19 protein-coding genes and 1 tRNA gene are annotated in these 24,175 nt (G+C 37.6%); 13 read left to right on the top strand and 7 right to left on the bottom strand.

Annotated elements, in window-relative coordinates; translation table 11 throughout:
• The first annotated feature begins 28 nt into the window (after positions 1-28).
• The 8 genes from ACG94X_RS13515 to ACG94X_RS13480 all read left to right on the top strand — a co-directional run bounded on the left by ACG94X_RS13515 (position 29) and on the right by ACG94X_RS13480 (position 9,051).
• On the top strand, positions 29-1,252 hold the full coding sequence (locus ACG94X_RS13515) for an MFS transporter (RefSeq protein WP_419384227.1): 1,224 nt from the start codon (positions 29-31) through the stop codon (positions 1,250-1,252).
• A 123-nt stretch (positions 1,253-1,375) separates the two neighbouring features.
• Complete coding sequence (locus ACG94X_RS13510) at positions 1,376-1,897, top strand: cupin domain-containing protein (protein WP_419384226.1); 522 nt, start codon at positions 1,376-1,378, stop codon at positions 1,895-1,897.
• Positions 1,898-1,915: 18 nt separating this feature from the next.
• Positions 1,916-2,728, top strand: coding sequence for an alpha/beta fold hydrolase (locus tag ACG94X_RS13505; RefSeq protein WP_419384225.1), 813 nt, complete (start codon positions 1,916-1,918; stop codon positions 2,726-2,728).
• 21 nt (positions 2,729-2,749) lie between these two features.
• On the top strand, positions 2,750-3,544 hold the full coding sequence (locus ACG94X_RS13500; protein ID WP_419384224.1) for an SDR family oxidoreductase: 795 nt from the start codon (positions 2,750-2,752) through the stop codon (positions 3,542-3,544).
• Positions 3,545-3,553: 9 nt separating this feature from the next.
• Entirely contained in the window at positions 3,554-4,345 is a 792-nt protein-coding gene (locus ACG94X_RS13495) for an aspartate dehydrogenase (RefSeq protein WP_419384223.1), read from the top strand.
• An 18-nt stretch (positions 4,346-4,363) separates the two neighbouring features.
• Complete coding sequence (locus tag ACG94X_RS13490; protein ID WP_419384222.1) at positions 4,364-5,830, top strand: aldehyde dehydrogenase; 1,467 nt, start codon at positions 4,364-4,366, stop codon at positions 5,828-5,830.
• 50 nt (positions 5,831-5,880) lie between these two features.
• Positions 5,881-7,521: a thiamine pyrophosphate-binding protein gene (locus ACG94X_RS13485; RefSeq protein WP_419384221.1), complete on the top strand. Its 1,641-nt coding sequence runs from the start codon at positions 5,881-5,883 to the stop codon at positions 7,519-7,521.
• A gap of 330 nt (positions 7,522-7,851) precedes the next feature.
• On the top strand, positions 7,852-9,051 hold the full coding sequence (locus ACG94X_RS13480; protein ID WP_419384220.1) for a hypothetical protein: 1,200 nt from the start codon (positions 7,852-7,854) through the stop codon (positions 9,049-9,051).
• An 889-nt stretch (positions 9,052-9,940) separates the two neighbouring features.
• Here the strand turns inward: ACG94X_RS13480 and ACG94X_RS13475 are convergent.
• Positions 9,941-10,016: transfer RNA gene (locus ACG94X_RS13475), tRNA-Arg, on the bottom strand.
• Between the two features lie 114 nt (positions 10,017-10,130).
• Entirely contained in the window at positions 10,131-11,489 is a 1,359-nt protein-coding gene (locus ACG94X_RS13470; protein ID WP_419384219.1) for an amino acid permease, read from the bottom strand.
• A gap of 317 nt (positions 11,490-11,806) precedes the next feature.
• Here ACG94X_RS13470 and prpF point away from each other — a divergent pair, with 317 nt between their 5' ends.
• From prpF to ACG94X_RS13455, 3 genes are all read left to right on the top strand, one after another.
• A complete protein-coding gene (gene prpF / locus ACG94X_RS13465) occupies positions 11,807-12,994 on the top strand; it encodes a 2-methylaconitate cis-trans isomerase PrpF (RefSeq protein ID WP_419384218.1) in 1,188 nt (395 codons plus the stop codon).
• Positions 12,995-13,400: 406 nt separating this feature from the next.
• The gene (locus ACG94X_RS13460) at positions 13,401-14,396 is read left to right on the top strand and encodes a sensor domain-containing diguanylate cyclase (protein ID WP_419384217.1); all 996 of its coding nucleotides are present in this window, start codon (positions 13,401-13,403) and stop codon (positions 14,394-14,396) included.
• Between the two features lie 224 nt (positions 14,397-14,620).
• Positions 14,621-15,532 (top strand): polyprenyl synthetase family protein, encoded by a 912-nt coding sequence (locus ACG94X_RS13455; protein ID WP_419384216.1) that lies wholly within the window; start codon positions 14,621-14,623, stop codon positions 15,530-15,532.
• A gap of 108 nt (positions 15,533-15,640) precedes the next feature.
• On the opposite strand, the gene putP is transcribed toward ACG94X_RS13455, so the two are convergent.
• From putP to ACG94X_RS13430, 5 genes are all read right to left on the bottom strand, one after another.
• Complete coding sequence (gene putP / locus ACG94X_RS13450) at positions 15,641-17,137, bottom strand: sodium/proline symporter PutP (protein ID WP_419384215.1); 1,497 nt, start codon at positions 17,135-17,137, stop codon at positions 15,641-15,643.
• A 197-nt stretch (positions 17,138-17,334) separates the two neighbouring features.
• Complete coding sequence (locus tag ACG94X_RS13445) at positions 17,335-18,189, bottom strand: SPFH domain-containing protein (RefSeq protein ID WP_419384214.1); 855 nt, start codon at positions 18,187-18,189, stop codon at positions 17,335-17,337.
• Positions 18,190-18,215: 26 nt separating this feature from the next.
• Positions 18,216-18,677 (bottom strand): NfeD family protein, encoded by a 462-nt coding sequence (locus ACG94X_RS13440; protein WP_419384213.1) that lies wholly within the window; start codon positions 18,675-18,677, stop codon positions 18,216-18,218.
• Positions 18,678-18,837: 160 nt separating this feature from the next.
• Positions 18,838-19,758, bottom strand: a complete 921-nt coding sequence (locus ACG94X_RS13435; protein ID WP_419384212.1) for a patatin-like phospholipase family protein — start codon at positions 19,756-19,758, stop codon at positions 18,838-18,840.
• Between the two features lie 60 nt (positions 19,759-19,818).
• The gene (locus ACG94X_RS13430; RefSeq protein ID WP_419384211.1) at positions 19,819-20,445 is read right to left on the bottom strand and encodes a 1-acyl-sn-glycerol-3-phosphate acyltransferase; all 627 of its coding nucleotides are present in this window, start codon (positions 20,443-20,445) and stop codon (positions 19,819-19,821) included.
• 216 nt (positions 20,446-20,661) lie between these two features.
• On the opposite strand from ACG94X_RS13430, the gene ACG94X_RS13425 reads away from it, so the two are divergent.
• Together ACG94X_RS13425 and ACG94X_RS13420 are read left to right on the top strand one after the other, a co-directional pair.
• Positions 20,662-21,933, top strand: a complete 1,272-nt coding sequence (locus ACG94X_RS13425) for an MFS transporter (protein ID WP_419384210.1) — start codon at positions 20,662-20,664, stop codon at positions 21,931-21,933.
• 563 nt (positions 21,934-22,496) lie between these two features.
• On the top strand, positions 22,497-24,158 hold the full coding sequence (locus tag ACG94X_RS13420; protein ID WP_419384209.1) for a phosphoethanolamine transferase: 1,662 nt from the start codon (positions 22,497-22,499) through the stop codon (positions 24,156-24,158).
• Positions 24,159-24,175: the final 17 nt, after the last annotated feature.

Below are 24,175 nucleotides of genomic sequence, written 5' to 3'. Positions count from 1 at the left end.
TATTAGCCCATGAATTAAAGGATTTACCATGGATAATGATGTGAAAACAGGGATCAAGCATTGGACACCTGCAATCATTTTAATGATCTGCGTTGTGTTGGCTTTCTTTGACAAAATCAGTATTGCCGTATTGTTTTCTGATGCAACGTTCCAGCAAGCAATGGGTATAGGACAAGACAAAGCCAAACTAGGCTGGTTAATGACAAGTTTTCTGTTGGCTTATGGCTTTTCTTCAATGTTCCTGAGCTTTTTAGGCGATATTTTCTGCCCTAAAAAAATGTTGTTTTGGAGCGTGACATCGTGGGGCCTACTCATGATTTTAATGGGCTTTACCACAGATTACTCAACGATGTTAACGCTACGTGTTTTATTAGGTTTAGCCGAAGGGCCATTATTTGCTTTGGCATATACCATTGTGAAACAAACTTATACAGATCGTCAGCAAGCACGTGCATCAACTATGTTCCTTTTAGGTACCCCCATTGGCGCATTTTTAGGTTTCCCGATTACTGCATTTGTGTTGGCACATTATGATTGGCATACAACGTTCTTTGTGATGGGTGCAATGACATTCATTGTATTGGCTTTGATTGTTTTTGGTCTACGTAACTTGCAGTTAAAGCGTACTGTTGATTTAGAAGGTGTTGGTAAGCGTGTGAATTTTAGAGCGCATTTAAACAATACCAAAACACTGTTAAGCAACTCTTCGTTTTGGCTACTGTGCATTTTTAACATTGCTTTGATGACCTACCTGTGGGGACTAAACAGCTGGGTGCCATCTTATTTAATTCAAGACAAAGGCTTTAACTTAAAAGAATTTGGTTTTTATTCAAGCTTACCATTTATTGCCATGTTGATTGGTGAGGTTGCTGGTGCATTTTTATCTGACAAATTGGGTAAACGTGCCATTCAAGTCAGTGGTGGGTTACTTATTGCAGGTATTTTCATGTACTTGATGGTCATTGCAACCAATCCAATACTGGTGATTTTAGCTATGTCTTTAAGCGCAATGGCATGGGGCTTTGGTGTAGCAGCCATATTTGCCTTACTGGCGCGTATTACGACAGCAGATGTTGGAGCAACAGCAGGCGGTATTTTTAATGGCTTAGGTAACTTCGCTAGCGCTGCAGCACCCGTCATTATTGGTGCAATTGTGATGCAAACAGGTAGTTTCAATATAGGTATTACCTTCTTGGCAGTTGTCGCTGTGATTGGATCGTTCTTCTTGTTACCACTACTTAAACGTTATTAATCATTCACTATTATTTATGTCGTCATATAGCAATTAATGTCTATGTGACGGTCAACACCCAAACTAGATGAGATACAGCTCCACTTTTTGTGAAATTGCATAGGGCTGAAAAAGGAGAAAGTCATGTCTGTACAACAATTTGAATCTTGGAAACAGCCAGCAGAGCAGTCACTTGAAGACTGGATTGGCGGACGTATTGCACGTTTTGAAACACGTAAATATGACTTTGATGCTTTAAAGTTCCAAGCCGATTACGACCCGAAATACCGCCGTGCGCAAATGCGTTACATGGGCACAGGTGCAACTGGTGTGGCCAGCGATAGCAACACTGTTCTTGCAGAAAACTTCACGTTCTCTACGATGGTTTTACCACCGCAATGTGAAGGTCCACTGCATATTCATCATGATGTAGAAGAAGTTTTTTTCATGTTGCGCGGTGAAATTGATTTGTTCATTGAACATGAAGGCGAAAAATTTTCGACTCGCTTAAAAGAGCGCGATTTGATTTCAATTCCACCTGGTATTTATCGTGGTTTATTTAATCCAGGTAAGGAAGATGCCTTGATGTGCGTGATGTTGGGAACAGGTAAACCCACTATTCCGAACTATCCACCTGAACATCCGCTTTCTCAAATCAAGCGTTAATTTTAAGGAAGTGATGCGATGACTTTAATTGATCAGTTAGCAAAGTTTGATTTGAAAACCATTCAGTTTGACAGCGTACAGCAATCTTACCGTGAAGCGGGAGCAGGCAAAGTCTTAGTATTACTACATGGTATTAGTTCTGGTTCAGGTTCTTGGGTCAAACAGCTACAAGATTTAAGTCATCATTTTCATGTAATTGCATGGGATGCACCGGGTTATGGTCAGTCTGATCGGCTAGCCGTGGAGCATCCAAATGCAAAAGATTACGCACGACGTTTAAAAGGCATGCTGGATGGTTTGGGACTGAGCAAAGTCATTTTGGTTGGGCATTCATTAGGTGCAATGCAGGCCGCTGCATTTAATGCTTTATATCCAGATGTTGTTGAGGCATTGGTGATTGCTAATGTGGCGCAGGGTTACAAAGGTTTTGGTACGCAAAAACAGCAGGATGTATTTGAAAAACGCCCAAAAATGTTGCAAAGCTTAGGGACTTCTGGCATGGCGCAATCGCGTGGACCACACTTGGTTGCACATGCGTCAGCAGATGTTTTGGAACTAATAGAAGTTGTGATGCAAAACATTCATTTAGATGGTTTTACAGATGCATCGTATTTATTGGCGTATGACTCGATTCAAAGTTATTTAAACCCGAAACAGCAAAATATTTATGTTGTTAAAGGTATGGCGGATGGCATTACGCCTCCACAAGATATTCAAGCATTGGCAGATCAGTTTCAGCTGAAGAAATGTTATGAAATTGAAGAAGCAGGTCATTTAAGTTATTTGGACCAAGCAGCGCAATTCAACCAAATTTTATTGTCGCTTAATTAAGCACTGATGTGAGATAGGGAAATGAGTTTCCAATTAAATGGAAAAAAGGCAGTGGTTACCGGTGGCTCGTCTGGGATTGGATTGGCAACGGTAGAGCTTTTAGTTGCAGAAGGTGCATGTGTTGCATGGTGTGGCCGTGACGAACAGCGCTTAAAAGAATCGCAGTCACTGATTTTATCACGCTACCCAAATGCCAAAGTGTTGACATCAATCTGTAATGTTTTAGACAAAGCAGATGTCAAAAAATTTGCAGATCAAGTACAAAATGCATTTGGCGGTGTCGATATTTTAATTAATAACGCAGGTCAAGGTCGTGTTTCAAATTTTGAAAATACAGCAGATGAGGAATGGATTAAAGAAGTTGAATTAAAGTATTTCAGCGTTCTGCATCCAATCCGCACATTTTTACCTGCATTAAAGCAGTCAGATTGCGCATCTATTACCAATGTGAACTCGCTCTTGGCACTACAGCCTGAACCGCACATGATTGCGACATCATCTGCACGTGCTGCTTTATTGAATTTAACCCATTCATTAGCACATGAATTTTCACAATACAGCATTCGTGTGAACTCTATTTTACTGGGCATGGTCGAATCTGCACAGTGGAAACGCCGTTTTGAAACCCGTTCTGACCAAAATCAATCATGGGAAGAGTGGATTGGCAATATTGCAAAAAAACGTGGTATTCCAATGGCGCGTTTGGGTAAGCCAGAAGAGCCAGCCCGTGCTTTGGTGTTCTTAGCTTCGCCAATGGCGTCTTATACCACAGGCTCTGCAATTGATGTTTCTGGTGGCTTTAACAAGCATTTATAAGGTGTGTGTATGAAACAGTTAATGATGATTGGTTTTGGCGCAATGGCGAATGAAGTTCGTACTCATTTACCTAAAGACCTTGAGCTGAAATGGATAGTTGTGCCCGAGTTTAGTATTGAAAGCGTTCAGCAGGCTGTGTCAGCAGATGTGCAGGTCATTTCCAATGTTGATGACTGTGATGGCACACCAGACTATGTCATTGAGGTGGCGGGACAGGCAGCAGTGAAAGAGCATGCAGGAAAAGTACTAGAAAAAGGCTGGAACATTGGCTTGATTTCAGTGGGTACTCTGGCAGACAGCGTGTTCTTGGCTCAACTGAAAAATACAGCAGAACAGTCTGGCGCACATATTCATTTGTTGGCAGGTGCTATTGCAGGGATTGATGGTATTTCTGCTGCCAAAGAAGGTGGTCTAGAAAAAGTTACTTATAAAGGCTGTAAAAGTCCAAATAGCTGGCGTGGTAGTTATGCAGAAAAACTGATTGATTTAGACCAAGTGACTGAGCCAACAGTTTTTTATACAGGTACTGCACGTGAAGCGGCACTGAATTTTCCAGCCAATGCTAACGTGGCAGCAACTATTGCACTAGCAGGCATAGGTATGGATGAAACTATGGTTGAGTTGACGGTAGATCCAACGATTAGTCAAAACAAACATACCATTATTGCCGAAGGGCGGTTTGGTCAAATGAATATTGAAATGATTGGTGTGCCTTTGGAGAGTAATCCAAAAACATCAACACTGGCAGCACTGAGTGTGATCCGTGCATGTAGAAACAGCGTAGACGCAATTCAGATTTAAAAGGATTTGGTGAGTGCCATGGTAAAAGAAATTTATATTGCAGGTGAATGGCGTCTAGGGCGCGGGAATGTAATTCAAAGCCTATTTCCAGCAGATAACTCTGTGAATGCTGAAATTTCAACAGCAACTCTAGAAGATGTTGAAGAGGCGATTACGAAAGCAGATCAAGCTTGGCGTAAACCTGAATGGCGTAATTCATTGCCACATGAACGTGCAAAAATTTTGTACCGTGTTGCGGACATTATTGAAGCCCGTGCCGATGAATTGTCTAAACTACAAACCCGTGATAATGGCAAGCCTTTGTCTGAAACTCGCGCTTTGGTTATGAGTGCGGCAGCGACAGCCCGTTTTAATGCAGCAGCCTGTGAAACCTTCAATGAAGAACTGACCACACAGCGTGCGTCTGACTTTATGACCATGAGTGTACATGAGCCTGTAGGCGTCGTTGCAGCCATCACACCTTGGAACTCTCCAATTGCTAGTGAAGTACAAAAGTTGGCACCAGCCATTGCAGCAGGGAATGCCGTAATTTTAAAGCCTGCCGAAGCAACATCTTTAATTGCTTTGGAATTGGCAAAAATTTTTGAAGAAGCAGGCTTGCCTAAAGGTATTCTTAGTGTACTTGTCGGTCGTGGTTCAGTTATTGGTGATGCCATTGCGCAACATCCATTAGTACGCAAAATTTCATTTACAGGCGGTACATCAACTGGTCGTCACCTAGCGCATGTTGCTGCCGAAAAATTGATTACCACGTCCTTAGAACTTGGGGGTAAATCTCCAACCATCGTACTGCCAGATGCTGACATTGAAATTGCAGCTAAAGGTATTGTTTACGGTATTTTTAGTTCGGCTGGTCAAGCCTGTATTGCAGGTTCACGTTTGTTTATTCATCAGTCTATTTATGAAACTTTTCTAAAACGCTTGGTCGAAATTACTGAAGGTTTACGAGTTGGTCATCCTGAACAGTCAAATGTGCACATGGGATCTTTGATTAACCAAAAACATTTGGAATCTGTACATCGTTATGTGGAATTAGCTAAAGCCGAAGGTGGCAAGGTTGTTACAGGTGGCGAAGCAATTACTCATGGTGATTTTGCCAAAGGTAGTTTCTATAAGCCAACCATTATTACAGGTTTAAACAACAGCGCACAAACCTGCCAAGAAGAGATTTTTGGGCCAGTATTAGTGGTACTGCCTTATGAAAATGAGCAGGATTTAATTGCGCAAGCCAATGACAGTTGTTTTGGTTTAGCCGCAGGTATTTGGACTGAAAACTACCGTAAGGCATGGCAACTTGCACGGATTTTAGAAGTCGGTACGGTGTGGATTAACACCTACAAAAAATTCTCGATTAGTGCGCCATTTGGTGGTTTTAAAGACAGTGGTATTGGTCGTGAAAAAGGACGCCTCGGCATTTTGTCTTATATGCAGCAAAAAAGTATTTATTTGGGTTTAAACGAACAAGCCAATCCGTGGGCGGATTAGAAAACCCATATCCCAAAAATCAAAAATCAAAAAATTTAAGGAAAGAGAAAATGACTGAACGTGTAAATGTAGGCGAAGCGATCGCACGGGTATTAGAACAACACAATGTAGACAGCATTTATGGTGTGATTTCAATTCATAATTTACCAATAGCAGATGCCGTTGGTCGCCGTGAAAAAACACGCTTTGTTGCAGCACGTGGCGAAGCTGGTTCTGTGACCATGGCCGATGCACATGCCCGTTTTAAAGGTTTAGGAGTCGCATTAACCAGTACTGGGGCAGGTGCAGGAAATGCTGTGGGTTCACTTATTGAGGCAATGAACGCAGGCAGTCCAGTATTGCATTTAACAGGTCAGGTTGAACGTGAATATTTAGATCGCGATGCCAGTTTTATTCACGAAACCAAAGATCAGCTAACCTTTTTAAAAGCTTCAAGTAAAGCCGCATTCCGTATTACCAGTCCAGACAATGCTGTAGGTGTTATCCGAGAAGCGATTCGTGTGGCAACGACTGTACCAATGGGACCTGTTAGTGTGGAAATTCCAATTGACGTACAAGCTGCAGAAATTGATTTACCTTTAAATTTAGGTCCTGTGAAAGCGATGCAATTACCTCAGGCTGATGATGCAGAAATTCAATTGATTGCTGATGCTTTGAAAAAAGCTAAGCGTCCCGTATTTTGGATTGGTGGTGGTACGCTAACTGCGGTGGAAGAAGTTAAAGCCATTGCAGACTTAGGTATTCCAGTCGTTTCTTCTACCCATGCCCGCGGTGTATTGGCTGATGAGCATCCCCGTACTTTAGGTGCTTTCCATAACTCTGTAGCAGTAGAAAAATTGCTAAAAGAAGCGGATTTAGTCGTAGTTGCAGGCTCACGCTTGCGTAGCAATGAAACTAAAACTTATTCAGTAGAATTTCCTGCGAATATTATCCAAATTGATGCTAACCCAGTAGCACAGCAGCGTAACTATAAGGTCTCACAATTTGTTTGTGCCGATACTAAAGATACTTTAGCACGCGTACTTACAGCCTTAAATGGAGTGAGCAAAGTAGATGCGGCTTACGATGCTGAAATCAAAGCAGCACGTGAAAATGCAATTGAAGCATTGCGTACACAAATGGATCAATATGCTTTGATTTGTGATCATTTACGTGAAGCTTTACCAGAAGATGGAATTTTTGTTCGTGACATTACCATGTCTGGTAGTACATGGGGCAGTCGCTTATTCCCAGTGCAAACACCTAATAAAAACATTCATTCTTTGGCAGGGGCGATTGGTCTTGGTCTCGCGCATGCCATTGGTTCATCCATTGCTAATCCAGACAAAAAAGTGGTGGGTTTGGTGGGTGATGGCGGATTAATGCTCGGTATTGGTGAAATAGCGACTATGGCACAAGAAAATACCGATATGGTGCTAATGGTAATGAATGACGGTGGTTATGGCGTTATGCGCGGTATTCAAAATAACTACTTTGGCGGTCGACAGTATTTTAATGAATTACATACACCAGACTATCGTTTATTGGGTGAGTCGATGGGTGTGAAGAGTTGGAAAGTTGGTAGTGCCGACGAATTCAAAATAGCCATTCAAGAAGCGATTAACCTGAACGGCCCAGCCGTGATTGAGCTGGATATGAATGCGATTGGTCCACTGAAATTTGCGGGCCCACCACAGAAAAAATTGTACTAATTCACCTAGTAAATGATTTCTAACAAGCGCACCTATAGTGCAATTTCTCATAAGAGAGATTGCATGCAGGCATACCATATTTAGATGAAAACCATTTTTAGATGAAAATCATTTGAACTTAAGTTTTAAGATAAAAGATTTTATTCATATGAATTGAGCTTTGCCGAAGCGCTTTAAAAGATTAAACGGTCACACGGACTGCTGGCTGTTCAAATATTGCTAAGACCTGTTTATAAAACTGGACAGCAGGAACATGGCTAAATTTTTTTAGCTAAAAACACAAATAAACAAAGTTTTGTATATAAAACAAAGTGGTTATAGGGAAATGATATGAATAAAACAATTTTAACTGTAGCTATCATGATGTTGCTGAGCATCGTCGCAATATCGGTTCAGGCAAAAGATGATCTATTAGAGTGGAAAAGTACAGATGGTACTCAATCACTGAAAGTGGGGGGAGTGTTACGTTTTAATCACCGCTATGAACAATGGGATGCCAGCCCAAATCGTGGATTTGGCAAACTAGATTTTGATATTTTCCGTGTGGATTTGAAAGGTAAATCAGATGATGCTTATTTAAATGCTAGCTATATTATTCAAGATCAGGAAAAGACCTCCATTGAAAAAGCCTATGTTGGATATAATTTAAATCAAAATCAGAGTATTGAAGCGGGTTTTGTATATAAGCCTTTTGCAATTTATCCTTATCCGCAAAATGGCTGGACTTATCAAATTCCATTCTTTTTGGGTTATGGTAATAATGCTGCACCTGGGGTGAACTGGAACTATAATAATCCCGAATGGGATGTCAAAATGGGCTATTACCCGCGAATGTTGGAAACTAACTTACGCTACTCACCCGAGTCTGCAACTTATGATGATCTTTCAGAAAATCATTTACCATTTCAAGCCGCTTATCAGAATGAAAAGCAAAATCAGCTAAATACTCGAATTGTACGCAAATTCGGTAATGAACAAATAGGCAAACATGAAGTTGGCTTATCGGGGGCAGTTGCGCAATTGCATAACAAAACTACTGATAAAGATGGCAGTTATTATGCGGCTGGTTTGCATACGAACAGTAATTATCAACGATGGAATTTGCAGTCATCTGTTATCCACTATCAGTATGATGCAGAAAATCCAGCTGGAGTTAATAATGATATGACTTTAATGGGTGCAAATGGTTTAACACCTTCGTATTTTATTGCTTCTGAAGGAACTATAGCCAGTTTAAATATTGCCTATACATTGCCTATGCAAAATATGGGTAAATTAAAGGCAATCCGTTTTTATAATGACTACAGCTATTTGGATAAAGAACGTAGTGATTGGGCTGCTTCACAGATGAATACTACAGGGGCAATGCTCATAGCATCACCATTCATGGTCTGGACTGATTATACTTGGGGTAAAAATTCTAATATTATTGGTGGGGCAACCAATGGAACAGGTTTTACTTCTGCAACATCCGAAAATAGTGAAAAATGGATGTATAGAGTGAATCTGAATATTGGATTCAGTTTTTAAAATTATGAAATGCATGAATCAAATTTTCTTTCTCATGCTCATAATCAATGAGATTACTGTTATTGTAAATAATCTTAAATCTTATCTTTCACTATTTTTTGATCTTAATGGATAAGAAAATTGAACTAGTAAGCTAGAGAGACTTTGTTGCACAAAAAATTAAACTATTAATATTATTGAATTAATATTTAAATTAAAAAATTATTAATGTTTTAAATATCAGTGGCTTATGTTTTTTGTGCAATAAACTCCATCGAGCCATAAAAGTACATTAATTGTTGAACAAACTATGGTTTGAGCTTTGCTAATTTTATTTCATCACAATAATCCGCCCATTTCTGCATTATGATCTTTCTTTTATCCAAATACTTGGTACGGTTAATTCTTGCATCGGCTAAAGAGGCCGTAGTGTATGAACCAAAACATAAGGAATTTCTTTTTTGGGTATAGGGGCGTGAGTAAAATCGTATCTCCAGCTTTTGTCACCAGTTTTAGAGATAATCAAAAAATAAGCCATAGTCGTCTGCAAGTTTCTGTACTTTTGTAGAGTCTGCTTTAATCGTTTTAATTTTGGTATCTGTCAGCGGTATAACTATTTTTTGGCATTTTTACGGTAAAAATTACCGCAAAAAAATATATTAAGTTGTATTTTTATAGACTTATTTAGATATTATTTTTTATTAATATATTGAATTTTAGATAGTGTTCTAAATTTTATGCTAGTTAAATCTATCAATAAAAAAATTGAAGATAAGTAGAATAAATTCACTGTATTTTCAAAGCTTTTTGATATTTGTGTTGCGAGTAAAATATGATCAGCATACTTTTTGAAACACCACCGAATTTTATTTATTAATTTTAAACATTACAGACTAAAAAAAGTATGAAATGGTGCGCCCTGCGGGACTCGAACCCACGTCGGTCGCTTAGGAGGCAACTGCTCTATCCAGTTAAGCTAAAGGCGCATTAGACACACAATCTACCGCATATATCTATGAAAAAAAAGCTATTATCGAAATAATAGCTTTTAAAAAATGAAGTTCTAATCAGTTACAACACCAATTCACAAATGTTTTAAATCAATTTGATTTTTTTGAATTAAGCATTTTAAACAATAATGCCATCACAATAATCCACACTGGAATCATAATCACTGATTCTTTGAACCCTTGTGTCCACATAATATAAAGTACTGTTGTAATAAACAATAATACTAAATAGTTGCTAATAGGTGACCAAAGAGCAGGGAATTTCGTTAATTCATTTGTTTTTTTCATTGCTTGTTTAAACTTCAAATGGGTCAAACTGATCATTGCCCAGTTTAAAACCAATGCACCAACGACGATATACATCAAATGGCTTAAGGCATCTTCAGGGACAAAATAGTTTAACAATACGCAACCAAAAATGAGTAATGCCGAGAAAAGCACAGCAGGAATTGGCACACCTTGTTTATTGATTTTTGCAAAAATCTTAGGCGCATTGCCTTGTTGTGCAAGACCAAATAACATACGGCTATTGGCATACATCCCACTATTATAAACAGACAAAGCAGCAGTTAAGATAATAAAATTAAGTAAATGTGCCGCCCAACCAATTCCTAATTGACTGAAAATCATCACAAATGGGCTTTTATCTAAACCACCTAGATCTAATTGATTCCAAGGCACAAGAGATAAAAGAATCGTAAGCGAACCCACATAGAAAATTAAAATACGAAATACAACTTGGTTAATTGCTTTCGGAATTGTTTTTTCAGGATTTTCTGCTTCAGCTGCAGCCATACCAATCAGTTCAATACCACCGAAGGCAAACATCAAAAATGCCAACATATAGAACAAACCTTGGAAACCATGCGGAAAGAAACCACCTTGTGTCCAAAGATTGGAGAATGATGCTGTAGAATTAGTATCTGCGGTCAATAATAAGTAAATACCAAAGACAATCATAGAAACGACTGCAGCCACTTTAATAATGGCTAACCAAAACTCTGATTCACCATAGAATTTTACATTGCCTAAGTTAACTAGCGTAATCACAACAAAGAAAAATAAAACCGATGCCCAAGCAGGGATATAAGGCCACCAATAATTGATATATTTTGCGACTGCAGTTAATTCGGTCATTGCAACCAAAATATATAAAATCCAGTAGTTCCAACCTGCTAAAAAGCCTGGGAATTTCCCCCAATATTTATTGGCAAAGTGACTGAATGAACCTGCAACAGGTTCATGAACAATCATTTCTCCGAGCTGGCGCATAATTAAAAATGCAATCAAACCACCAATGGCATAACCCAAAATAATGGATGGACCCGCAGATTGGATGACCTGCGCTGAACCTAAAAATAAGCCTGTACCAATTGCACCACCCATAGCAATCAATTGGATATGACGATTCTTAAGTCCACGTTGTAGTTGTGTAGACTCGCTGCTCAATGTAATTAGCTCTATTTATAAGAATGGAATTATTGTAATTGATTGGTTACTTTAAACCTAGTACATGACTGATCTATGTAGGGAAACTGCAAAGTCAAAAAATAGTTTTTTAATATTTTGTTTAATTTTCAATTAAATAAATTATATTGGTTATTTATATACAATCAAATGCTATGTTCGATATTTAGGCATTTTTAAAAAAATTATTAATACTTAAGTCAATGAGTCCGTGTTTTTCGACAAAAACAGGGTAATATAAAACTGAATGATGATTCATTATTTGTTACAACAAAGATAAATGAAAGGAATGCGACAAGATGAGTTCTGCACCACAAATTAAAATTCCAGCAACATATATGCGCGGTGGTACAAGCAAAGGTGTATTTTTTAAATTAGATGACCTACCTGAACGTGCACAAATAGCAGGGCAGGCACGAGATCAACTATTACTTCGTGTCATTGGTAGCCCCGATCCTTATGGAAAGCAAATTGATGGAATGGGTGCTGCAACGTCAAGTACCAGTAAAACAGTTATTTTGGCGAAAAGTCAGCAAGCAGAGCATGATGTTGATTATCTTTTTGGACAAGTTTCTATTGATAAAGCATTTGTAGATTGGAGTGGTAACTGTGGCAATTTGACCGCGGCTGTGGGTTCATTCGCGATTAGCAATGGTTTAGTCGAAGCTTCACGTATTCCAGAAAATGGTATGTGTACTGTTCGAATTTGGCAAGCAAACATTCACAAAACGATTATTGCTCATGTACCTATGACCAATGGTCAGGTACAAGAAACAGGTGATTTTGAATTAGATGGCGTAACTTTCCCTGCTGCGGAAGTTCAAATTGAATTCTTAGATCCCGCAGATGATGGTGAAGATGGCGGTGCGATGTTTCCCACAGGCAATGTTGTCGATACTTTAGATGTTCCAGAAATTGGTTCTTTCCAAGTGACTTTGATCAATGCAGGTATTCCAACGATTTTCTTAAATGCAGAAGCAATTGGATACACAGGAACGGAGCTGCAAGAAGATATTAACAGTGATCCTGCTGCATTGGCGCGTTTTGAAAAAATTCGCGCTTATGGTGCAGTAAAAATGGGGCTGATCAAAGACATTAGTGAAGCTACAAATCGTCAACATACGCCAAAAGTAGCCTTTGTTTCTAAACCGAAAGCTTATATTTCATCAAGTGGTAAAGCTGTTAGTGAAAGCGATGCAGATTTGTTGGTACGCGCATTGTCTATGGGGAAATTACACCATGCAATGATGGGTACAGCAGCTGTTGCGATTGGTACAGCAGCAGCAATTCCAAATACTTTAGTCAATTTGGCTGCAGGTGGTGGTGAACGAGACGCTGTTCGTTTTGGTCATCCTTCTGGAACGCTTCGTGTAGGTGCTCAAGCATTGAATGAAAATGGTCAATGGGTGGTTAAAAAAGCCATTATGAGTCGTAGCGCACGTGTGCTAATGGATGGTTGGGTTCGCGTTCCAGCAGATAGTTTTTAGTTCTAAATTTTTCAATATTTAAAAAACCTTGCAACCGCAAGGTTTTTTTTGAGATATCTTTCATCATTTATATTATTTTTGTTGAATATATGACAAAATATTTTCTAGTATTTATGCTTAACTCAACGTAAATAATTTCAGTAAGAATTGAAGGCGCATGAATATTAAGCAAATTGATTGATTTTAAATTGGAAAATGACTTCATTACCTATTGCATATTTTTATCAATCATATGATTGACTCAGGTATTTATTCTCTTCATCGATACGTTTTAGAGTGATTATAGAATAGGTTTTAGAAAAAAGTGTGATGAAAAATTTTAACAGCACAAATTATAAATAGAAAATATTTATGCTTCATTTATGACAATATATCGAAGAAATGCCAATTAAGTTCGAGGTGGCGTATGGAATTAGAATCTGTAAAATTAAAACAAAGTCTTGAGGATATAAGTGTATTTGATTATTTGCAAAACTTAGATAAATTGCATTTAGTTTCATTTATTTCTCAAATTCCTTTACCCATTGCTTTATTTGATAAAAATGCACGTTTTTTAGGTGTTAATCAAAAATTTTCTGATATTTATGAATGCGATGCTTTATATCTTTTTGATAAATCACTCAGAACATTTTCTACTGTCGTCTATGCACAATTTAATGAGGCTTTACTCCATTTTAATCAGCAACATCAGTATTTTGAACAAGAATTTTATGTGAAGGGAAAGTTTTATCTCGGGTATTACAAAGTGGGTCGAGACCAAAATAATGATATAGAAACGATTCTTTTAGTTTGCTCAGATGTAACGCGTTTAAAACGCCGTGAAAATGTATTACTACAAAATAATCAGAAATTACATGATCATTTATATTTAGACTTTGTTACAGGTTTACAAAATAAAATCGCATTAGACCACTATTTAAGTGGATTAGCACAAAAAAAACGTAAGACTGATATTTCATTTTTAAAATTAGATCTAGATGATTTTAAACGTTTTAATCAATTAAATAGTTATACCAAAGGTGATGAAGTTCTCGCTCAATTAGGATCTGTTTTAAATGAAGCGGTTTCTCAAACTGAAGTCAAAATTTTTAGGCTGAACTCTGCGAGTTTTGTGGTTGTCGTTGAAGGTTTAACCGAATGGGCTGTCGTGACACTTGCAGAACGTCTTAAATTTGCCATTTTCAATGAGAAAATTCAGCTCGGGGCAATATTTGAATATCTCACGGCATCGATCGGGATATATCATTTGAATCAAGCCGATTGTTTAGTCAACCCAGAAAACTTGAATGATGATCGCCCAAAAGACCTTAGCGTAGATGTTTTACAAAAGTTAGATCGTGCTGTTCGTGATGCAAAAACATTGGGTAAAAATGCTTTGGCTATTTATAAAGTTGATCCGTAAAAGTTAAATTCATTGGCAAATTTGTTCATTGTGAATAAAACACGAATTTGGTTTTCTCAATTCAATGAATCATTCAGGATTTTATATGTGGTCTTGTATTTGGAATTAATGGGTGAGAATTAAAGTGACTCATAGTAGAATGACTTTAATCACCCTATATACTAATTTGACTGAAATTCATTGATGATTCTGAGTTTTAGAAATTCGTACAAATCGAGGCAGATGTGACTTCTATTCCCAATGTAAATGCAGAAATTTTAAAACGAGCGCAGATTCAAATTCAGCAAGATTTACAAACTGCATTAGACGCATTTTCTTTACCAGAGCCATTAAAATCTGCTGTTCACCATACCGTCATGTTAGGTGGCAAACGAGTCCGTCCTGCTTTATGTTATGCAACCTCACATTTAAAAGCTGAGTATGCCAATACTGCTGCGGTGCGTAGAGCTGCGGTAGCCATTGAATTTATTCATTGTTATTCATTGGCACATGATGATTTGCCTTGTATGGACAACGATTTATTACGTCGTGGGCAACCGACTTGTCATGCCGCTTTTGGTGAAGATACTGCGCTATTAGCGGGGGATATTCTTCAGTCGATGGCATTTGAAGTGCTAGGCAGTCGTTTATTTGATCAAGGGCAAGGGATTGATCAGGGAATTATTCTCAAACAATTGCAGATTTTAGCGACAGCAAGTTCGAAAATGGTCTGTGGGCAAGTTTTAGATCTTCAAGCAGAAGGTCAACATGTAGATCAAGTACAGTTGGAAAATATTCACCTGAATAAAACAGGTGCTTTAATCCAAGCTGCGATTATGATGTCAGCCGTCACGATTTTTTCAGGTACTGATCAAGCTATTCCGCAATTACGCCAATATGGGCAAGCGATTGGTTTGGCTTTTCAAGTTCAAGATGACATTTTAGATGTCATTTCTGATACTGAATCTTTGGGTAAAACTGCGGGTAAAGATGAGCAAGTGGATAAATCGACTTATCCTGCATTGATGGGTTTAGATAATGCAAAAAAATATGCACAACAATTGCATGATCAAGCATTTAAAGCTTTGGAATATTTTGGTAATGATGCCCAAGAGTTGAATCAAATTTCTCAGTTCTTGTTGGCACGTAAAAGCTAAATTGGCGACTGGTTTAGGACATAAGCCAGTTCGTTAAATAAAATATTAAATAAAATTTTGATAAAACAAAAGGGGCGAAAACCCCTTTAATTTCTGATTTTTAATAAATTAAACAGAATCTTTATAAATTTGATCAGCTGTTTCAAAGCGTTCGATCATATCAGCCGTTGGTTCTTTGCTGATTAAGCTAAAGAAAATAATAGCAAGGAATGAACAAATGAACCCTGGAATAATTTCATAAACACCAGTTGAGGCAAAAAACGAAATATTTTTCCATGCAATCACCACTACAGCACCTACGACCATACCTGCAAGTGCGCCAGATAAGTTCATACGTTTCCAGAAGAGTGAAAGAAGAATCAAAGGACCAAATGCCGCACCAAAACCTGCCCAAGCATATGCCACTAAACCTAATACTTTTGATTCAGGGTTGGTTGCCAATACAATTGCAAGGATCGCAATTAAGAGCACCATTAAACGACCGATCCAAACCAATTCTTTTTGAGAAGCATTTTTACGGATAAAGGCTTTATAAAAGTCTTCTGTTAATGTGCTAGAGCAGACCAATAGTTGGCAACTCAGTGTACTCATTACAGCAGCAAGAATTGCAGCCAAAACCACACCTGCGACCCAAGGGTTAAACAGCGTTTTAGTCAGTTCCATAAATACAGTTTCAGGATTTGCATTGACCACAGCTGCAAGTTCTGGGTGTAATTCGAAATAAGCAATACCAAAGAAACCTGCGGCAACAGCACCACCCAAGCAGAGAATCATCCATGTCATGCCTATACGGCGCGCATTGGGAATAGATTTTACTGAGTCCGCAGCCATGAAACGAACAAGAATATGCGGTTGTCCAAAATAGCCTAAGCCCCATGCCAATAAAGACAACACTGCGACAAAACTCATATCTGTAAATAAATTATAAGCTTGTGGTCGTGCAGCTTCTAGAGCTGCATTGACTATACTGATATCACCTAAGCTTAAAATGGTGACAATAGGCGTGATCAGTAAAGCAAAAATCATCAAACTGGCTTGAATGGTATCTGTCCAGCTTACAGCAAGAAAACCACCAATAAAGACATAGCTAATGGTTGCAATCGCACTGATCCAAAGCGCCGTGGTATACGACATACCAAACATGCTTTCAAATAAACGCGCACCTGCAACCATGCCGGAAGCACAATAAATTGCAAAAAAAATCAGGATGATAACGGCTGAAACAACTCTTAAAATCTTTTTATGATCATTAAAACGATTAGAGAAATAGTCAGGTAAGGTGAGGGCATTGTTTTGAATTTCGGTATGAATTCTGAGGCGACCTGCGACCAACAGCCAGTTTAACCATGCGCCTATAATTAGACCAATTGCTATCCACATTTCAGATAATCCTGATAAATAGATTGCACCAGGTAAACCCATAAGCAGCCAGCCACTCATGTCGGATGCACCTGCAGAAAGTGCTGTTACAAAGCTTCCTAAACGACGCCCACCTAAAATATAGTCATCAAAACTGGTTGTTGCACGATAAGCAATCAGGCCAATGACGACCATTGCAACTATATAAAATAGAAAGGTAATTAAGGTGGGATTCAAGGAACTCATATGATATCCATATACGTGGAAGGATGTAGATCAAAAGGGAGAATTTCTAAATAATGTGAAATTTAACCATAAAACACACAAAAATACTGATTAATTCTTAGTCGATGGGATTTTGCCGATAAAATTAACAATAAAAAAACAGGCAACCAACTGGTCGCCTGTTTTGATTAAGTGATTGAATATAATCAATTAAATATTTAGTTGTTGCGACCCATTACACCACGAATTGTGTTCATAATATCTGCAGGTAAAATGACAGTTTTTGCATTTGAAGATTTTGCCATGTCTTGCATTGCTTTGACATATTGTTCACCGAGTAAATAAGCGACAGGAATTTCTTTATCTCCAACAGCGCTACTGACCATTTCAATTGCACGTTGTGATGACTGTGCTAATACTACCTGAGCTTCTGCATCACGACGAGATGCTTCTAAGCGACCATCTGCTTCTAAAATAGCTGCTTGTTTTTCACCATCTGCTTTGGTCACCGTTGCACGACGTTGACGTTCAGCTGCTGCTTGAGCTTCCATTGCAGATTGCATGGTAGGTGATGGTTGAATGTCTTGAATTTCAACAGTTTTTAAGGTGATTCCCCAATCCGAAATATCATCTGAAATGGCTGCTTTTAGTTTCGCTTTAATGTGGTCACGAGAAGAAAGTGCATCATCCAAATCCATCTCACCGACAATAGAGCGGAGAGAGGTTTGTACTAAATTCTGAATTGCCCAAGTATAATTTTCAATACCATATACCGCTTTTTCAGGTGTGGTTAAATTGATATAGGCTACTGCATTCATCATCAGTACCGCATTATCACGGCTGATCACTTCCTGAGAAGGAATGTCTAATACAATATCTTTGGTCGTTACTTTGTAAGCAACTTCATCGATATAGGGAATAACAAAATTTAGCCCAGGATTGAGTGTTGTATGATATTTACCTAAGCGCTGTACGATCCATTTATAACCTTGTGGAACAATACGCACACCTTTAAAAATTGTCACTGCAACAAAGGCAAATAAGACTAAAACGACTATAGAACCAAAACTCATTTAATTTTCCTCTTTATTGTTCATTATCAAGATGATGAATAAGGCTGTACAACTAAGTCATTGCCTAAAATATCAGTGACTTTAACGCGATCACCCACTTGTACTGTAGCAAGTGTTCGGCAATTCCATTCATCAGAACCTAAAACAGGTAATGGAAAGCGAACCCGAATTTGCTCATGCGCTAAACCGATTTGAATGACCATACCCGTTTGTCCAATCGTCGCTTCACGTGGAAGCCCAGCTTTGGTTTTATCAACAGACAATGGTTTTACAAATTTGAACCACGCAACCGTACAAATAATAGATAACACCATCCAACAAACGATTTGTAGAGTGAAACTCATACTCGGAAAAAGCCAGTATAAAATACTGACCACAACAGCGGCTATGCCGAACCAGATGGCAGCAAATGCAGGTAGCACGAGCTCAGATAATATCAGCAATATACCAAGTACAAACCAATGCCATGGTTCAATAATAAAGTTCATACATCTACTCTTGTGATTATCATTGATATAGATGACGGATCATCCATATCAATGTATCAGATCATTGAGATGCTGCATATAAAAACGTGATTGTTCACGTATATGCGAACAAATGCTGCATTATCATCATTCAATCTTTAAAAAATGATTTCTTCAGTATTTATTGTATTCTTGGACTTGGTGTAGGTTTAAATGCAGCAGGAGATTTTTTAAAATTATTAATCGCAGTTTGAATGGTTGTGACTTTAGCTTGTGCAGCCTTTTCACCTTCTAAAATTGCCTGATTACTGGATTTTAAATCTAAAGTACCTAAATGTCCCACTTGTGGTTGAATGACAATATTGGCTTGGCTCAATTCAAAGTTGATGCTTTGTTGCCCCATAATATTGATGGTTTGGTCTAATAAACCCCACATACTCACAGACTGGTTGCCACTTGGACGTGCAGAAATATCAACTGCAATCACAATATCTGCACCCAAATCACGAGCAGTTTGAACTGGAATTGGGCTGACTAAACCACCATCGACATATTTAGTTTTACCAATGGTTGCAGGAACGAATACATTGGGAATACTGCACGATGCACGTACCGCTTGACCTGCATTACCTTTGATAAATACCGCTTTTTTACCATTATCTAAACGTGTTGCAACTGCAGCAAAACGGATAGGGAACTGTTCAATCGGTTTATTTCCAACATTGCGATTAACAAAGTCCTGAAGTTTTTGACCTAAAACAATGCCTTGGCTATTTAAAGTCAGATCACGCAAATCTGATTCTTTTAATTGCTGTGCAATTTGTTGCATTTGATAAGGTGTTTTACCACCGGCATAGATACTTCCAACAAAACTACCTGCACTGGTACCTGTGACAATTTTTGGCTTAATGCCATGTGACTCGAGTACTTTTAATACACCAATGTGGGCAAAACCTTTTGCCCCACCACCGCCCAAGGCGATGGCAATTACAGGCTCACGCGCTTTAATTTGAGAAGTTTGTACTGGGGTTTTAGTGGTCTTGTCACAACCAACTAGGGCTAGACCCAATAAGCCTATAAATCCAAGTTGTTTAAAACGCATATTGTCTTACTTTTGATCAAAAAAATATGCGCCCATCTGAACAGATTGCATGTTTTTTTTCTAGCCATTTTTCAATAGTTTTTGTAAAGGAATAGACAATAGACTTTTTCTTTTTGGTGAAAATTTACCTTTAAATCGATTCAAAATATCTTCTAAATCTTGTTCATAATTTCCCGTTGGTTGTAATGTTCCTAAGCTATGAATCATTTTTCGGTCATAATCTAAAGAGAATATAGCAATCGGGATTTGTGCGCCCATAGCAATATGATAAAAACCACTTTTTATTTTTTCCGCTTTTTTTCGAGTGCCTTCAGGTGCAATGGCAATCCAAATTTGTTTTTTTTGTTTAATAATATCAATAATTTCTTGGGTGACACCATGTGGAGAGTCACGATTAATCGGAATAATTCCAATCCATTCAAACAGCCCTTTTAATGGTGTTTTAAATAAACTATCTTTACCGAAAATAGTGATATTTAAACCAACGCCTAACATGGCAAGGACACCAAATAAGCCATCAAAATTGGAGGTATGTGGTGCGACTATGACCACTGCTTTAGGTAAATTAGGAAATTCGCCATTAAAACTCCAGCCCTGTGCTAAATAAAGGCTTTTAAATATATTTCGGCTGGAAGCCGTTCCACGTTGCGGAACTTGGTCGGGTAGACTTGGAAAATTGAGTGACATTTTTTAGTATTACAACATTTTTGTGATTTTACTTGAATGATTGTAGCATTTTGCCAAAATGCAGTCATTGGCAAAGGATAGGCTGAAATGACTATTACACATTATAGAGTCTATTCACAATTCGTTTATGTTTACCACGATGTGTATTTTTAGATCAAGCTAGATAATGACGATACATATGATTTTATTTCAATGCCTTAATACAGGTTAAACAGCATGCCTAAGATGTACCTACTGTTATTTTCACTTTATTGGGCACAAGGTTTACCTGTTGGATTCATGACCCATGCTTTGCCCGCTATATTACGTGCTCAAGGGGTTTCCTTGGCACATATTGGTGGCTTTGGATTGTTAATGGCACCTTGGGCAATGAAAGTATTGTGGGCACCTTTGGTTGATAAGTTTGGATCTAAACGCTCAGGGCATTATCGAAGTTGGATTTTACCGACACAGTTTTTGATGATCGTTATTCTCATCATTTTATCTTTTTTACCGATTCAATCCCTCAATCAACCCTTATATTTATTATGTTTTTTCATTGCTTTACTGTGTATGAATGGTATTGGCGCGACACAAGATATTGCAACAGATGGTTTGGCGGTCAGTATTCTCAAAGGTGATCAACTGCATTTGGGAAACATGTTTCAAGTGATTGGTTCACGACTCGGTTTTATTGTGGGTGGTGGTGCAATTTTATGGGCAATGGATTGGCTTAGTTGGCAAGCAACTTTTTTAATTTTAGCGGGCATCGTTGCGTTAAATACTATTCCAATTTTGCGCTATCAAGAGGCGAGTCGCCAACCAAAATTATTCACAAATTCAACTGAAACATTACTTCAAACCGATATCAAATTTATTAAAAGTTTTAAGTCTTATCTCGACTATTTTTTTGCCAATGAATCTATGCGACGTTGGCTTTGGGTACTGTGCGTGATTAAAATTACCGATGGATTATCTGGCCCCATCACCAAACCATTATTGGTTGATTTAGGTCTAAGTCTGTCTCAAATTGGTATTTATATTACTATGCTTGGTGCAGGTGCCGCTTTATTGGGTGCTGGTCTAGCAGGTTATATACTCAAAATAATAAGACGTGATTACGCATTCATTATATTCTTTCTTTTGAAATTAATCAGTTTACTGGGTTTTGTTTGGTTGGCTGCAAAGCATGAACAAATAGCACAAATTTCGCCTTGGATCATTTATCTGATCAATGCTTTAGAAGATATGTTTGCTACCATGCTTTTGGTGGTGATTTTGACCTTGGTGATGCAATACAGTCGTAAAGGATATGCAGGAACAGATTTTACCTTACAAGTCTCAATCATGGCATTTATCAGTGGGATTTTATATATTTTTAGTGGTGTATTGGGCGATTTATTAGGCTACTTTAAGTTTTTAACTTTGATTTTGATTATTGGGCTGATCTGTTTAATCCCTATTTTTCGTTGGTTTTATATTCAAAAAAATCACGCCCACTTATTATGATATTCAACATTATTGTTAATCACATAATATTTAATTTAACTTATAAATGATTATTAAGTTGATGGGTATTATGATTATTACGTGAATGTGGCGGAAGGATTTTTATTGGTTTTACATTCATGATTTTTTGTTGAAATTGATTTTTTTTCACACCACATATTTAAGTATACTGTTGTTTTTTAATTGAATTATATTTAATTATATGTGGTTGAATAAAATATTTTTTTGTTATTTTTTGAATAAAAAAATCAACCGGTTTTATAAAATTAGTGTAATCTAAGTCGCAGAATAGCAATTAAATAATTTAAAACTATTCCAATTTTACACATGGATGAATTGTTTGAAGCTTATTAAGTGTGAATATTTTTTTTATTGGTAATAATTAAGCAGTAAATTTATTTTATTTATACCTGTTAATGTGTTTTGTTTATCAGGCGGTGAGAAAATTAATATACTTATTAAAGGTGTAATTGTTACGCAATATATTGAAAATAATACTTTTAAGTTCAATTTAAGTTTCATTTCTTAAATTAAAAAGACTGAAGAGAGTTATCGTTAGAGTGATGTCCAATTTAATACAACAGATCAAGCAACGTAAAATTTCAATTTCCCTCACTGCATTTAACTTAATTGTGGCAGTGTGGTTAGGTGTATGCCTCAATTTTGCTTTTTTAAGTAAAGTTCAGACGCTGACGCCTTATCAAGGGATTAAGGCTCAACTTTTTCTTATTGCGACAGGTTTTGTTTTAGTTGCTATATATAATTTATTGCTACAAATTTTAGATTGGAAGTGGACAGCAAAATTTTTCGCCATTGTTCTGGTCTTTATTGGTGGATTTAGCTCGTATTTTGTCAGCTCTTTGGGCGCAGTGATTTCACCCGATCAAATTCAAAATATTGTGCAAACTGACCCTTCAGAAGCAACTGATTTAATGTCTTTGCAGCTTTTAATTTGGACAATTCTCTTTGTCGTTATTCCTATTGCCGTTATTGCTTGGGTTAAAATTAAGACTGAAAAATTAAGTCGAATTTTACTCTTTAAAGGCATCAATATTATTGGTTCACTTGCCATTATTGGCAGCTTGTTATTTGTATTTTATGTGGATTATGCTGCGATATTCCGTGAGCATCGTGATTTAAAAGGCATGATTTCTCCGCAAAATACCATAGCTTCTACCATGTCGTATTTCCATAAAAAAGCGCCTAAAGAAAATTTACCACTGATTCGTTATGGTGAAGATGCACATTTAGTTGAAGATACAGCATTGAACCAATTACCAAAATTGATGGTTTTGGTGGTTGGCGAAACTGCACGTGCTGAAAGTTTTTCTTTAAATGGATATAGCAAAAATACCAATCCTGAATTATCAAAACAAGCAAATTTGATTAACTATTCGCAAGTCAGTTCTTGTGGTACGGCGACTGCTGTTTCACTTCCGTGTATGTTTTCAGGCATGCCACGTAAAGAATATGATGAGCAGTTAGCAAGCCACCGTGAAGGTTTACTCGATATTGCACAACGTGCGGGTTATAAAGTCACTTGGATTGATAATAATTCAGGTTGTAAAGGCGCGTGTGACCGTGTTGAACAGTTTATTATTCCAGAAGATTTAAAACAAAAATGGTGTAAAGATAATGAGTGCTTTGACGGTGTTTTGGTGGATAGTTTAAATCTCTATTTAAGTAAATTACCAAAAGATGATAAGACACCACGTCTCATCGTTTTACACCAAATTGGCAGTCATGGACCAGCATATTACAAACGTACGCCAAGTGAGTTCCAAAAATTTAAGCCATCTTGTGATACCAATGCGATTCAAGGTTGCACATCGACTGAATTGATTAACAGTTATGACAATACGATTCTCTATACCGATCATGTTTTGAATCAATTAATTGAGTCATTGAAACAGCAAACTCATTACCGTACTGCATTTTGGTATTTGTCTGATCATGGTGAATCTACAGGTGAACATGGCATGTATTTACATGGTGCACCTTATGCAATTGCACCAAGCCAACAAACACATGTACCGATGGTGTTATGGTTCTCAGACGCATGGAAATCTGCGTCAAGTAAGCAAATCAACTGTTTAACTCAACAGAAGGCTGCGCAATTAAGTCAAGATAATTTATTTCCAAGTTTATTGAGTTTACTGAATGTTAAAACTCAAGTGATCAAGGAAAGTGACAATATGTTGCATCCATGCGCAGTTCATAGTTGATACAAAGGATATTACCC

Origin of the sequence: Acinetobacter psychrotolerans (genome assembly GCF_048552595.1) — a bacterium.
Classification (GTDB): Bacteria; Pseudomonadota; Gammaproteobacteria; order Pseudomonadales; family Moraxellaceae; genus Acinetobacter.
This window is presented reverse-complemented; position numbering and strand designations above follow the sequence as displayed.